This is a genomic window from Kocuria sp. CCUG 69068, from assembly GCF_020833785.1.
Classification (GTDB): domain Bacteria; phylum Actinomycetota; class Actinomycetes; order Actinomycetales; family Micrococcaceae; genus Kocuria; species Kocuria rosea.
This window is the reverse complement of the sequence record NZ_PDDL01000099.1, coordinates 1-12,619: the sequence shown is the minus strand read 5'-3', so window position 1 is coordinate 12,619 and position 12,619 is coordinate 1. Positions and strand designations below refer to the sequence as shown.

11 protein-coding genes and 1 pseudogene are annotated in these 12,619 nt (G+C 73.5%); 7 read left to right on the top strand and 5 right to left on the bottom strand.

What is annotated here, in order from left to right:
- Together CRM73_RS15305 and rarD are read left to right on the top strand one after the other, a co-directional pair.
- Positions 1-342: pseudogene (locus CRM73_RS15305) on the top strand (hypothetical protein); the annotation flags it as partial.
- Positions 343-363: 21 nt separating this feature from the next.
- Positions 364-1,296, top strand: a complete 933-nt coding sequence (gene rarD, locus CRM73_RS15300) for an EamA family transporter RarD (RefSeq protein ID WP_229588334.1) — start codon at positions 364-366, stop codon at positions 1,294-1,296.
- Between the two features lie 77 nt (positions 1,297-1,373).
- Here the strand turns inward: rarD and CRM73_RS15295 are convergent, their stop codons facing one another.
- The 5 genes from CRM73_RS15295 to CRM73_RS15275 all read right to left on the bottom strand — a co-directional run bounded on the left by CRM73_RS15295 (position 1,374) and on the right by CRM73_RS15275 (position 6,489).
- Positions 1,374-1,523, bottom strand: coding sequence for a methionine/alanine import family NSS transporter small subunit (locus CRM73_RS15295; protein ID WP_126350305.1), 150 nt, complete (start codon positions 1,521-1,523; stop codon positions 1,374-1,376).
- Positions 1,520-3,295: a sodium-dependent transporter gene (locus CRM73_RS15290; RefSeq protein ID WP_095651586.1), complete on the bottom strand. Its 1,776-nt coding sequence runs from the start codon at positions 3,293-3,295 to the stop codon at positions 1,520-1,522. The genes CRM73_RS15295 and CRM73_RS15290 overlap by 4 nt, the downstream gene beginning before the upstream one ends.
- Positions 3,296-3,404: 109 nt before the next feature.
- Positions 3,405-4,472 (bottom strand): polyprenyl synthetase family protein, encoded by a 1,068-nt coding sequence (locus CRM73_RS15285; RefSeq protein WP_370658549.1) that lies wholly within the window; start codon positions 4,470-4,472, stop codon positions 3,405-3,407.
- Positions 4,473-4,483: 11 nt separating this feature from the next.
- Complete coding sequence (locus tag CRM73_RS15280) at positions 4,484-5,779, bottom strand: geranylgeranyl reductase family protein (protein ID WP_017832446.1); 1,296 nt, start codon at positions 5,777-5,779, stop codon at positions 4,484-4,486.
- Positions 5,776-6,489, bottom strand: a complete 714-nt coding sequence (locus CRM73_RS15275) for a demethylmenaquinone methyltransferase (protein ID WP_081615708.1) — start codon at positions 6,487-6,489, stop codon at positions 5,776-5,778. The genes CRM73_RS15280 and CRM73_RS15275 overlap by 4 nt, the downstream gene beginning before the upstream one ends.
- A 137-nt stretch (positions 6,490-6,626) precedes the next feature.
- On the opposite strand from CRM73_RS15275, the gene CRM73_RS15270 reads away from it, so the two are divergent.
- The 5 genes from CRM73_RS15270 (at position 6,627) to CRM73_RS15250 (ending at position 12,391) form a co-directional block, all read left to right on the top strand.
- A complete protein-coding gene (locus tag CRM73_RS15270) occupies positions 6,627-8,090 on the top strand; it encodes an isochorismate synthase MenF (RefSeq protein WP_095651584.1) in 1,464 nt (487 codons plus the stop codon).
- Positions 8,091-8,214: 124 nt separating this feature from the next.
- Positions 8,215-9,060, top strand: coding sequence for an ABC transporter substrate-binding protein (locus CRM73_RS15265; protein ID WP_017832449.1), 846 nt, complete (start codon positions 8,215-8,217; stop codon positions 9,058-9,060).
- Positions 9,061-9,136: 76 nt separating this feature from the next.
- Positions 9,137-9,931, top strand: a complete 795-nt coding sequence (locus CRM73_RS15260; protein WP_035924981.1) for an amino acid ABC transporter permease — start codon at positions 9,137-9,139, stop codon at positions 9,929-9,931.
- A 10-nt stretch (positions 9,932-9,941) separates the two neighbouring features.
- Positions 9,942-10,763 carry an amino acid ABC transporter ATP-binding protein gene (locus CRM73_RS15255; protein WP_095651583.1) on the top strand — a complete coding sequence of 274 codons (822 nt, stop codon included), beginning with the start codon at positions 9,942-9,944 and terminating at the stop codon, positions 10,761-10,763.
- Between the two features lie 239 nt (positions 10,764-11,002).
- Positions 11,003-12,391 (top strand): aromatic acid/H+ symport family MFS transporter, encoded by a 1,389-nt coding sequence (locus tag CRM73_RS15250; protein WP_017832452.1) that lies wholly within the window; start codon positions 11,003-11,005, stop codon positions 12,389-12,391.
- Positions 12,392-12,619: the final 228 nt, after the last annotated feature.

The window sequence follows — 12,619 nt, the reverse complement described above, 5'->3', positions numbered from 1 at the left end:
GAGCCGGCCGCCGCGCACGCCGGTGCCGCCGAGACCGACCTCCCGTTCGACCAGGAGCCCTCGGACCGGGAGGTGCGCCCGGGCCGCGTGAGCACCACGGTGGTGCCCGGCCCCGAGCCCGTCCGCCCGGCCCGCGAGGAGGTGCCCGAGCCCGCCGCCGCGCAGCACCGGGAGCCCGTCGCGGAGCCGCAGGTGGAGCGCGAGGTCGAGCGCGAGGTCGTGGCCGGCCCCGGCGTCCCGGGCAGCGCCGGGACGGAGCCCGTGGTGGAGGGCGAGGAGATCGCCGAGGAGGAGCAGGGCGAGCGGAAGAAGGGCTTCTTCAGCCGATTCTTCGGCCTCTGACCCCCGGCGGTACCCTCGAGCGTGACCGCCTACAACACCGCACCCGGCCCGGATCCCGACGAGCAGTCGAGGACCCGGGCCGGTGTGCTCTCCGGATTCGCCGCCTACGGGATCTGGGGCCTGCTCCCGCTGTACTTCGTGGCCCTGGAGCCGGCCACGCCGGTGGAGATCGTGGCGATGCGCGTGCTCTTCTCCCTGGTCGTCTGCCTGGCGCTGCTGGCGCTCACCGGGCAGCTGCACCCCCTGGGCCGGGCGCTGCGCGCTCCGCGCACTCTCGGGACCCTGGCCGTGGCCGGCCTGCTGATCGGGGTCAACTGGTGGCTCTACACGGTCGCCACGACCACGGGGAACACCCTGGAGGCCTCCCTCGGCTACTTCATCAACCCCCTCGTGGCCATCCTGCTCGGCGTGCTGGTGCTGCGGGAGCGGATGCGGGCCCTGCAGTGGACGGCCGTGGGCATCGGGTTCGTGGCGGTCGTGGTCATGGCCGTCTTCTACGGGCGGGTGCCGTGGCTCTCGCTGGGCCTGGCCTTCTCCTTCGGCTTCTACGGCCTCGTGAAGAACCGGATGGGCGGGTCCTACCCGGCGATCGTGACCTTGACCGTGGAGACGATGGCGCTGACCCCGGTGGCCGCGATCGTCGTGGCGCTGCTCGGGGCGGACGGCCGGCTGACCCTGGGCAGCGAGGGCACGGGCCACCTCCTGCTGATGCTGTCCTCGGGCGTGATCACGGCCGTGCCGCTGATCCTGTTCGGGGTCGCCGCGACCCGCCTGCCGCTGAGCACCGTGGGCATGATCCAGTACGTGGCGCCCATCGGGCAGTTCCTGCTGGCCGTGCTCGTGTTCGGCGAGCAGATGCCCCTGGAGCGCTGGGTCAGCTTCTGCTTCGTATGGCTCGCGGTGCTGCTGCTCGTGCTGGACGCGGTGCGCGCCCCGCGGGCGCGCCGCGCCTGAGCACCACGTGCAGGAGGGCCCCCGGCGCCGCGCGGCGCCGGGGGCCCTCCTGCTGGTCCCGAGGGTCCGGGACGGGGTCAGGTGGTGCGGACGTAGTCGTCGCCGCCGAAGCCCTGGTCGTTCTCGTCCACCTCCGGGGTGCGCCGCAGGTGCAGGACGGCGGCGATGAAGCCGCCCCACACCGTGCACACGGCCACGATGAGCATGATGATGGCGGGAGTGGTCATCGGGGGTCCTCCTGGGATCCGGTGGTGCTGGACGGGGTGCCGGAGCTCCAGGGCGCCGCGCCGGTCCCCTCGGCGGGGGCCTCCGCGTGCCGGCCCGTGGACCCGGCCGTGCCCTCGGCGAGGGTGCGGTAGGAGAAGTCCTGGTCGAGGGCCGGCGTGCGCAGGGCGGTGTCCGACCAGCGCGAGAGCGGCTGGCCGCCCTGCAGCCGGCGCCGGTCCACGGAGGCGTCGACGATCGCCGGGGACGGGCTGAGGTCCGAGGCCGCCGAGCCGGCCGGCCACGGCAGCCGGGAGAGCAGCAGCGCGACGACGACGATCGCGAGCGCCGTGCCCCAGCCGAACGTGTTGACGAACCACGCGGGCATCTCGCCGTAGCCCTCCGCCAGGGTGGTGGTGAGCGTGTTGATGAGGATGTAGCCCAGCATGATCGGGGTGATCCCGCCGACCACGACCATCCAGGTGCGGCCCAGCTTGAAGGAGGACACCGAGTTCAGGTGGTCCCGCAGGGTGGGCAGCGCGGAGAAGCCGGCCGTGAGCAGCATGATGGACACCAGCGCCGCGGCGACGATGCCGAACTGGTTGACGAAGTTGTCCGTGACGTCGAGCAGGTTCAGCCCCGTGGTGGTCGTGAACAGGGCCAGGGAGATCAGCGCCATGGGCACCACGACGGCCACCACGGCGGTGCGCCGGCGCAGGCCGAGCTTGTCCTGGGCGGCCGCCACGACGACCTCGACGATCGACACGAGCGACGTGAAGCCCGCGAAGGTGAGGGTCGCGAAGAAGAGCACGCCGATGAGCGTGCCGAGCGGCGCCTGGGAGATGATCGTCGGGAACGCGATGAACGCGAGGCCGATGCCCGAGGTGGCGACCTCGTCCACGCCCACGCCGGAGACCCCGGCCATGAAGCCCAGCGCCGCGAAGACGCCGATGCCGGCGAGGATCTCGAAGCTGGAGTTGCCGAAGCCGACCACGAGCCCCGAGCCGGTGAGGTCCGTCTTGGGCTTGAGGTAGGAGGAGTAGGTGATCATGATGCCGAAGCCGACCGAGAGCGAGAAGAAGATCTGACCGTAGGCGGCGACCCACACGGCGCTGTCGGTGAGCGCCGCCCAGTCCGGGGTGAAGAAGGCGTTGAGGCCGTCGGTGGCGCCCGGCAGCGTCAGGGCGATGACCACGATGGTGAGGAACATCAGCACGAGCAGCGGGATGAGCACGAGGTTGACCCGGCCGATGCCCTTCTGCACGCCCAGCAGCAGCACCACGAGCAGCGCGATCCACGCGACGGCCGTGACGGCCAGCACGTTGGGGACGAAGTCGAGGCCCACGCCGACCTCCTCGGAGGTCTGCAGGACGTCCGAGAGGAAGAACGCGGCGGGGTCGTCCCCCCAGGCCTTGCCGAACGAGAAGTAGGTGTACAGCATCGCCCAGCCGAGGATGACGGCGTAGTACACGGCGATCACGAAGCTGATGCCCATCTGCCACCAGCCGATCCACTCGGTCTTGGGGTGCAGGCGGCGGTAGGCCAGCGGCGCCGAGGCGCGGAAGCGGTGGCCGATGCCGTACTCGAGCATCAGCAGCGGCAGACCGGCCGTCAGCAGCGCGACGAGGTAGGGGATCAGGAACGCCCCGCCGCCGTTCTCGTAGGCGATGTAGGGGAAGCGCCAGATGTTGCCGAGGCCGACGGCGGAGCCGATCGCGGCCAGGATGAAGACGGTGCGGCTGGAGAACGCCTCGCGTGGCGCGGCGGCACGGCCGGGTGGGGACTGAGGGGTCATGGTCGTCCTCGGGTGCGGGAAGTGGTCTGCGGACGGCTACAGGCTAGCCCGTGGGACCGCGGGAACCACACCTGGCGCCACGGCCCGTGACGTACGGTGCGGAGCTCGCTCAGGCCTCGCGGTGGACGACGGCGTGCGCGAACGCCACGAGCGCGCGCTTGGCCACCGTGTCCGGCAGCGGCTCCAGGGACGCGATGGCCTCGTCGGCCCACTGCCGGGCGATCCGCCACGCCTCCTCGGTGGCCCGGTGCTCCGAGACCGCGGTCACCGCCCGGGCCAGGGCCTCGTCCGAGGTGAGGTCGGAGTCGAGGTGCTCGAGGGCGCGCACCGCGTCGGCGTCGCCCTCCCCCGCCATCCGGCGCAGGATGAGCACCGGCAGGGTGGGCACCCCCTCGCGCAGGTCGGTGCCGGGGGACTTCCCGGAGACCTCGTCCTCGCCGGTCACGTCGATCACGTCGTCGGCGAGCTGGAAGGCGATGCCGACCTTCTCCCCGTACTCGACCATGACGTCCACGACGTCCTGGTCGGCCCCGGCCAGGACCGCGCCGAAGTGTCCGCACGCCGCGATGAGGGAGCCGGTCTTGCCCGAGAGGACGTCGAGGTAGTGCTCCAGCGGGTCCTGCCCCTCGCGGGGGCCGACCGTCTCGTGCAGCTGGCCGAGCACGAGCCGCTCGAACGTGTCCGCCTGGATCTTGAGGGCCCGCTGGCCGAGCTCGGAGACCATCGAGGAGGCGCGGGCGAAGATGAGGTCGCCGGTGAGGATGGCCACCGAGTTGCCCCACACGGTCTGCGCGGTCGCGACGCCGCGGCGCAGCGGCGCGGAGTCCATGACGTCGTCGTGGTAGAGGGTCGCCAGGTGCGTGAGCTCCACGACGGCCGCGGACTCGAGGACGGCGTCGTTGATGCCGCCGCCGATCTCCCCGGCCAGCACGGTCAGCAGGGGCCGCACGCGCTTGCCCCCGGCCTGGAGCAGGTGGCGGGAGGTGACGTCGGCCAGGTGGTCGGCGCTGCGCACCGCCTCGTCGAGCCGCTCCTCGATCCGGGCCAGCGACCCGAGCACGACCGGGCCCAGCCGGTCGTCGGACGCGATGAGGTCGAAGCCGGCGGGCAGCCTCACCTGATCGGTGCCGGGACCTGCGGCGGGGCCGTCGGCGCTCGGGGAGGAGGATTCAGTCACGGTCCACCACTCTAGCGAGTTTTCGGGGGGCGGGTGTTGCCGGTCGCGGGCGTCAGGGCGTCCAGGAGGGAGACCACCCGGTCCTCCCACGTGGCGGCGGGGCGGTCGGAGAGCTCCGTCATGACCCGGACCACGAAGCGCATCAGCGCGGGCACGGCCATGCCGGTGCGCACGGCCGCCTTCATCACGGCGGGGCTGCCGATGAGCTGGGCCAGGACCCGGCCCTGGGTGAAGTGCGCGCCCCACTCCTGCCGGACCCGGTCGGGGTAGCCGGCGAGCACGAGCTCCCGCTGGGCGGGGCCGTTGGCGGCCGCGGCCGCCACGACGTGCTCGGCGGCGTAGCGGGCGGACTCCATCGCGTTGGAGATGCCCTCCCCGTTGAACGGGGAGACGAGGCCCGCGGCGTCGCCCAGCAGCAGCATCCCCGGGACGTGGTGCGGCGTGCGGTTGAAGGCCATCGGCAGGGCCGCGCCGAGCACGCGGCCGCGGCGGTGCTCCTCGTCGAACGTCCACTCGGCGGGCATGGACGCGGTCCAGTCCGCGAGCACCTTCCGGTAGTCCAGGGCCCCGAACGCCGGGGAGGTGTCCAGGATCCCGAGTCCCACGTTGGCGGTGCCGTCCCCGACGCCGAAGACCCAGCCGTAGCCCGGCAGCAGCGCCCGCTGCGGGTCGGTGCCGTCGGTGAGCTCGAGCCAGCCCTCCATCCAGTCCAGGTCCGAGCGCGGGGACTCGAAGTAGGCGCGCACCGCCACCCCCATCGGGCGGTCGTCCCGCTTGTGCAGCCCGGCGGACACCGCGGTGCGGGAGGAGTTGCCGTCGGCCGCGAGCACGACGTCCGCCCGGTGCTCCTCGGTCTCGCCGGTGCGCCGCCCGGCGGCGTCGAGGACGTTGGCGCGGGCGCCGACGACCCGGCCGGAGCCGTCGCGGAGCACCCCGGTCACGGCCCGGCGCTCGAGCACCCGGGCCCCGGCGGCGCGGGCGTGCCCGGCCAGGTGCTCGTCGAAGCCCAGCCGGGTGCGCACGAGCCCGTAGGGCGGGAAGTCGCTCAGCTCGGGCCACGGCACCTCGACGCTGCGCTCGCGGGCCACGAGCCGCAGCCCCCGGTTGCGGGCGTAGCCGAGCTCGGGCCCGTGCGGGAGGCCCATGAGCCGCATCTCGCGCACGGCGCGCGGGGTCAGCCCGTCGCCGCAGACCTTCTCCCGCGGGAACGCGGTCTTCTCCAGGACGGTGACCTCGATCCCGTGCGCCGCGAGCCAGTACCCGGCCGTGGCGCCGGCAGGGCCGCCGCCGAGGACGAGGGCCCTCATCGGGCGGGGGCGTCCGCGGCGGGCTTGACGGCCCGGTGCACGGCCACGATGCCGCCGGTGAGGTTGCGGTACTGCACGCCGGTCCAGCCGGCCGCGAGGATCTCGGCGGCGAGGTCCTCCTGGTCCGGCCACGCCGCGATGGACTCCGCGAGGTACCGGTAGGCCTCCGGGTTGGACGCCGCGCGCGCGGCGATCCCCGGCAGCGCCTTCATGAGGTACTCCGTGTAGACGGTGCGCAGCGGGGCGGCCGTGGGGGTCGAGAACTCGCAGATCACGAGCCGCCCGCCCGGCCGGGCGACCCGCAGCATCTCGGCGAGCGCGCGGCGGTAGTCCTGGATGTTGCGCAGCCCGAAGGAGATGGTCACGGCGTCGAAGGACGCGTCCGCGAACGGCAGCCGGGTGGCGTCGGCCTGCACGAACTCGATGTCCGGGCGGCGGGCGCGGCCCACCTCGAGCATCCCGAGCGAGAGGTCCGCGGCCACGACGTCGACGCCTGCGTCCGCGTACGGCTCGGACGAGGTCCCGGTCCCGGCGGCGAGGTCGAGGACCTTCTCCCCCGGGACGGCGCCGACGGCCTCCGCGACGACCCTGCGCCAGCCGCGGGTCCGCCCCAGCGAGAGGATGTCGTTGACGAGGTCGTAGCGGGGCGCCACGTCGTCGAACATGGCGGAGACTTCGTGCGGCTGCTTGGACAGGTCTGCTCGGTTCACCCGGTCATTGTCGCACCTCGCTCCGACGCCCCCGCCCGGGCCCCTCCCCCGGCGCCCGCCCCGGACGCCCTCCCGGCGGCCCCGCCCGCGGGAGCGGGACCGGGGGCTGTCCGGCGGTCGGCCTAGACTGGGGGGCGATGTCTCCCACCGCCCCCGCCGCCGACCCCGCAGCCGCCCCGCCGGTCCCCGTGCTGCACGCCCTGACGGTGCCGCTGTCCGCGCTGGGCGCGGACCCCGCGGCCGCCCCGGACCTGCGGGACCTGCTCGCCGGACCGGAGCTGCTCACCTGGACGGTGGACGGGCGCGGACTCGTGGCCTGGGGCCGGGCCGCCGAGCACACGGTGCGCGGCGCGGACCGGTTCACGGCGGCCCGCGTGTGGTGGGACGACCTGGTCGGCGCGGCCGTGATCGAGGACCGCGTGGGAGTGCCCGGGACCGGGCTGGCCGCCTTCGGCGCGTTCACGTTCGCGACCGCCTCCGCCGTGGACTCCGGGCTCGTGGTCCCGGAGCTGCTCGTGGGCCGCCGGGGCGACGTCGCGTGGGCGACCCTCGTGGTGGCCGTGGTCCCCGGGACCCCCTTCGCGCTTGGCGCCGACGACGTCGCGGCCGCCTGGCTGCGCCGGATCGGCTCCGCCCCCGGGCGCCCGCCCGCCGCGAGCGGGCCGCCCGCGGCGCCGGCCGTGGTCCGGCTGTCCTCCGGGGCCCTGGGCGAGCACGAGTGGACGGAGGCGGTGCGCGAGGGCGTCGAGCGCATCCGCTCCGGCCGGATGGAGAAGCTGGTCCTGGCCCGGGACGTCGTGGCGCGCACGGACGCCCCGCTCGATGCCGTGGCCGTGGTGCGGGACCTCGCCCGGCGCTACGAGCAGTGCTGGACGTACTGCGTAGGCCTCGGCGGGGACCCCGCGGGCGCGGGCCGGCTCATGGGGGCCACCCCCGAGATGCTGGTGCGGGTCCTCGACGGCGTGGCCCACGCCCGGGTCCTCGCCGGCACCCTGGACCGGGACGCCGCGCCCCCGGACGAGGACCCGCACGAGTACGCCGCGCGGGTGCTCGGCGAGTCCGAGAAGCAGCAGCACGAGCACGGGTTCGCGATCGACTCCCTCGAGGCGTCGCTGGCCCCCTACACCGACGCCGTCACGACCTCCCCGGAGCCGTTCATCCTCGAGCTGCCCAACGTGTGGCACCTCGCCTCGGACGTCACCGCCGCGCTGCGCCCGGGCCCGGCCGGGGACCCGCCGTCCTCCCTCGAGCTCGCCGAGGCCCTGCACCCCACCGCCGCGGTGTGCGGGACGCCCACGGCGGTGGCCGCCGCCGCCATCCCGGAGCTCGAGCAGATGGACCGGGGACTCTACGCGGGCCCCGTCGGCTGGCTCGACGCGGCCGGCAACGGGGACTGGGGCATCGCCCTGCGCGGGGCGGTGCAGGAGGACGAGCGCACGGTGCGGCTCTACGCCGGGTGCGGCATCGTGGCCGCCTCCGACCCCGAGTCCGAGCTGGCCGAGACCTGGGCGAAGCTGCGGCCGATGCTCCAGGCCCTGGGGCAGCGGGCCGGCGGGGCCCCGGAGCGCCTCGTGCCCGCCCCGGGCCTGTCCGCCGGCTGAGCCGGAGCCGGGCTCGCACCGTATCCTGGTGCCCGAACACGCGCGGGGCCACCGCCCCGCAGGGCCGGCCCCGCGCCCGGCCCGTCCGCGCCGACGACCACTGCTCCCACCGGAGGAACCCCGCATGCCCCGTCCGACGACCCGCCCGTCCCGCGCGCACGCGCTGGCGGCGCTGTCCGCGATCGCCGCCCTCGCCCTGACCGCCTGCACGTCCGAGAGCCCCTCCGGGGAGGCCGCGGACGGCGGCGGGGAGACCGCGGGGGCCACCGCGTCCTCGGCCGTGGCCCTGGTGGAGCCCGGGTTCCTCACCGTGTGCTCGGAGTCCAACTACCCGCCGTTCGAGATGGAGGAGGGCGGCGAGATGGTCGGCCTCGACATGGACCTCGGCCGGGAGATCGCCGAGGACCTCGGCGTGGAGATGAAGAACGTCACGCTCGCCTTCGAGTCGATCCAGTCCGGCGCGGCCCTCGAGACCGACCAGTGCGACGTCGCGATCTCCGCCCTGTCCATCACCGAGGAGCGGCGGACGGTAATGGACTTCTCCGACCCCTACTACGACAACGAGGTCGGCCTCGTGACCGACGGGGAGGACGGGGTCGACTCCATCGACGCCGCCCGCGAGGAGCAGGTGCGGGTCGGGGTCATGCAGGGCACGGTCGGCGAGACCCAGGCCCGGGAGCTCGGCCTCAACGCCGTCCAGTTCGAGGACGCCACCACGCTGTTCACCGGGCTCAGCACCGGGAGCGTGGACGCGGTGCTCGACGACGTCACGGCGATCGCCCAGCACGCCCAGGACGACCCGGACTTCGTGGTGCAGGAGACCGCCGACCTCGACGACCAGCTCGGCGTGGCCGTGGCGAAGGGCGACGAGGCGATGCTCGGCGCGGTCGACGCCACCCTGGACCGCATCGAGGAGGACGGCACGCTCGAGAAGATCGTCGAGACGTGGATCCCCGTCCAGGAGAACTGACCCGGGGCCGGCGACCCGCACCCGGGACGCCGGCCCCGTCACCGTCCCACCCGTACCACCCAGAACGGACCAACCCATGGCCATGACCATGCACCAGAGAGCACGGCTCTCCCGCGGCGTCCAGTACGCCGTCCTGATCCTCGTCGTCCTCGCCCTCATTGCGGTCGCCGACTGGCCGCTGCTGGTCGAGAAGGTGTTCAACCCGGCCATCGCGGCCCAGCAGTTCCCCGGCATCATCGTGGTCGCGCTGAAGAACACGCTCATCTACACGCTCCTCGGCTTCGTGGTCGGCCTCACCGGCGGTGTGGTGCTCGCGCTCATGAAGCTCTCGTCCGTGGCGCCCTACCGGTGGCTGGCCACGATCTACATCGAGTTCTTCCGCGGCGTGCCCGCCCTGCTGGTCTTCCTCGCCTTCGGCTACGGCATCCCGCTGGCCTTCGGCTTCCGCTTCAACCACTACGTCACGGTGATGATCGCCCTGGGCCTCGTGGCCGCCGCCTACATCGCGGAGTCCCTGCGGGCGGGTCTGCAGGCCGTGCCGAAGGGCCAGTACGAGGCCGCGCGCTCCCTGGGCATGTCCCACGCCCGGGCCATGGTCACGATCGTCATCCCGCAGGCGCTGCGGATCGTGCTGCCCCCGCTGACCAACGAGGTGATCCTGCTGACCAAGGACTCGTCGCTGGTCTACCTGCTGGGCATGGGCGTGGGCCAGTACGAGCTCACCAAGTACGGCCGCGAGGCCATCTCCGGTGCCGGGGCGGGGCTCACGCCGCTGGTGGTGGCGGGTGTCTGCTACCTCATCATCACGGTGCCCCTGGGCATCCTGACCCGCCGCTTCGAGTCCAAGACCGACCGCATGAAGAAGTCCTAGGAGCCTGACTGTGAGCACTGCATCCTCCCCCACTCCCCGGTCCGGGCCCGGCGGCGCCGACGGCCTCGCGGACGCGGCCTCCGTCGTCGTCGAGGGCCTGCACAAGTCCTACGGCTCCCTCGAGGTCCTCAAGGGCATCTCCCTCAGCGTCGGCGCCGGCCAGGTGGTCTGCCTCATCGGCCCCTCCGGCTCCGGCAAGTCCACGCTGCTGCGCTGCGTCAACCTGCTCGAGACCCCCCAGCAGGGGCGGATCACGATCGGCGACTTCGAGGTCACCGACTCCGAGGCCGACGTCGACCGGATGCGCCGGCACGTGGGCATGGTCTTCCAGCAGTTCAACCTGTTCCCGCACCTGAACGTGCTCGAGAACTGCACCGTGGCCCAGCTCAAGGTGCTCAAGCGGGACCGCGCCGAGGCCGAGCGGATCGCCCGCGGCAACCTGGAGCGCGTGGGCCTGGCCGAGAAGGCGGACAACTACCCCGACCAGCTCTCCGGCGGGCAGCAGCAGCGCGTGGCGATCGCCCGGGCCCTGTCGATGGACCCGTCCCTCATGCTCTTCGACGAGCCGACCTCCGCCCTCGACCCCGAGACGGTGGGCGACGTCCTGGCCATCATGCGCAACCTCGCCGCCGAGGGCATGACCATGCTCGTGGTCACCCACGAGATGGAGTTCGCCCGCGACGTCGCCGACAAGGTGGTGTTCATGGACGGCGGGGTGGTCGTCGAGGAGGGCCCCGCCGCCGAGGTGATCCGCCACCCCCGCGAGCCCCGCACCCAGGCGTTCCTCTCCCGCGTGCTCAACCCCACGCAGGTGCAGGCCCCGGAGCAGTGACCCGGCGCGGTCCGGGCCCGTCGTCTGCGGACGACGGGCCCGGACTCATATCCGCAACAGACCCGATCGAGGACATCAATACCTCAGACATGTGAATCACCCCCTGGTGGATCCCTGGGTCTTTGCCTCATATGACCCGGATCACAGCTCTGCCAGGCTGGACGCAGCCAGGGGACGCACCGCCGGTCTCCCCCGCTTCCTGCCTTGTCCACGCGCTGCCCAGAGAGGTCCCGGGGAACATGACCCAACCACACACCATCATCGCGGAGAACCCGCTGCTCGAGCAGAGGACCGCCCGCTTCGTGGCGTTCATCATCTGCCTCGCCCTGCTCTTCGACGGCTACGACCTCGTCATCTACGGCGTGGTCCTGCCGGGCCTGCTCGCCGACCCCACCCAGATCGGGACCCTGGAGCCGGCCGTCGCCGGCCTGGTGGGCTCCTACGCCCTCATCGGCGTGCTCATCGGCTCGCTCGTCTGCGGGGCCATCGGCGACTTCTTCGGCCGCCGCCGGCTGCTGATCACCGGTGTCGCCTGGTTCTCCGTGGGCATGTTCGTCACCGCGCTCACCACCAGCGTGCTGGCCTTCGGCGCGATGCGCTTCCTCACCGGCATCGGCCTCGGCCTCGTGATCGCCACCGCCGGCGCCACCATGGCCGAGTTCGCCCCCGCCGGCCGCCGCCAGTTCTACAACGGCATCGTCTACTCCGGCATCCCCGCCGGCGGCGTCTTCGCCGCCCTCGTGGGCATCGCCTTCCTCGCCGACCTGAGCTGGCGCGGGCTCTTCATGATCGGGGCCCTCCCCCTCCTCCTGCTCGTCCCGCTCATGCTGTGGAAGCTCCCCGAGTCCCCGCGCTGGCTGCTCACCCGCGGCGAGACCGAGCGGGCCGAGGCCGTCGCCCTCCGGACCGGCGTCCCGCTGATCGAGGAGCAGGTCATCCAGACGGTGGGGGCCGCACCGCGCAGGACCGGCTACGCGGCCGTGTTCTCCAGGCAGTTCGCCCTGGCCTCGATCCTGCTGGGCTTCATGTCCTTCTGCGGCCTGCTGCTCACCTACGGACTGAACACCTGGCTCGCCGTCATCATGAACGGCTACGGCCACAGCATCAGCCCGCTCTACTTCGTCCTCGTGCTCAACGGCTCCGCCCTGGTCGGCGGTCTGCTGGCCTCCCGCCTCGCGGACCGCACCGGCCCGCAGCGGATGATCGCCACGACCTTCGCGCTGGCCGCGATCGCCCTGGTCCTGATGACCTTCAGCTTCCCGCTGCCGCTGCTGTTCCTCTTCATCGCCGTGGCCGGCGTGGGCACCATCGGCACCCAGGTCCTGGTCTACGGGTTCCAGTCGAACTACTACACCACCAACGCCCGGGCCGCCGGCGTGGCGTTCTGCGCGAGCATGGGCCGGTTCGGCGGCATCTTCGGCCCGATCATCGGCGGCTGGCTCGCCGCGGCCGGCTTCGGCGGCCCCCAGGCGTTCTACGTCTTCGCCGGCGTGGCCCTGCTCGGTGCGCTGGTCACCCTCGTGGTGCCCCACCAGCGCGGGCTGGAGGAGGCCGAGCACCGGGTGGAGGAGCTCGCCGGGCACCCGCAGGCGCCCGCCGAGCAGGAGGCGCCCACCGTGCGCGGCTGACCCCCCGCGGCACCGCCTCCGGGCCCCGTCCCCCCTCGCCGGGGGGCGGGGCCCGTCCGCGTCCCCGGCCCCGGGGCGCCGGCCGGCGCAGGGCACCCGGCGCACCTCGAGACCCCTCAGCGGCCGGTGCGGCCTCCCGCACCGTTGTCCGGAGCCGTGTCCTGCGCGGTGTCCTGAGCCGTGTCCTGCGCGGCGGCCTCCGCGGCGGCCCGGGCGACGGCGGCCCGG

Coding starts and splice junctions, on each gene's coding strand:
- CRM73_RS15290 (WP_095651586.1), bottom strand. CDS start 3,295: ATGACCCCTCAGTCCCCACCCGGCCGTGCCGCCGCGCCACGCGAGGCG.
- CRM73_RS15260 (WP_035924981.1), top strand. CDS start 9,137: ATGGCCATGACCATGCACCAGAGAGCACGGCTCTCCCGCGGCGTCCAG.
- CRM73_RS15265 (WP_017832449.1), top strand. CDS start 8,215: ATGCCCCGTCCGACGACCCGCCCGTCCCGCGCGCACGCGCTGGCGGCG.
- CRM73_RS15270 (WP_095651584.1), top strand. CDS start 6,627: ATGTCTCCCACCGCCCCCGCCGCCGACCCCGCAGCCGCCCCGCCGGTC.
- CRM73_RS15280 (WP_017832446.1), bottom strand. CDS start 5,779: ATGAGGGCCCTCGTCCTCGGCGGCGGCCCTGCCGGCGCCACGGCCGGG.
- CRM73_RS15250 (WP_017832452.1), top strand. CDS start 11,003: ATGACCCAACCACACACCATCATCGCGGAGAACCCGCTGCTCGAGCAG.
- CRM73_RS15295 (WP_126350305.1), bottom strand. CDS start 1,523: ATGACCACTCCCGCCATCATCATGCTCATCGTGGCCGTGTGCACGGTG.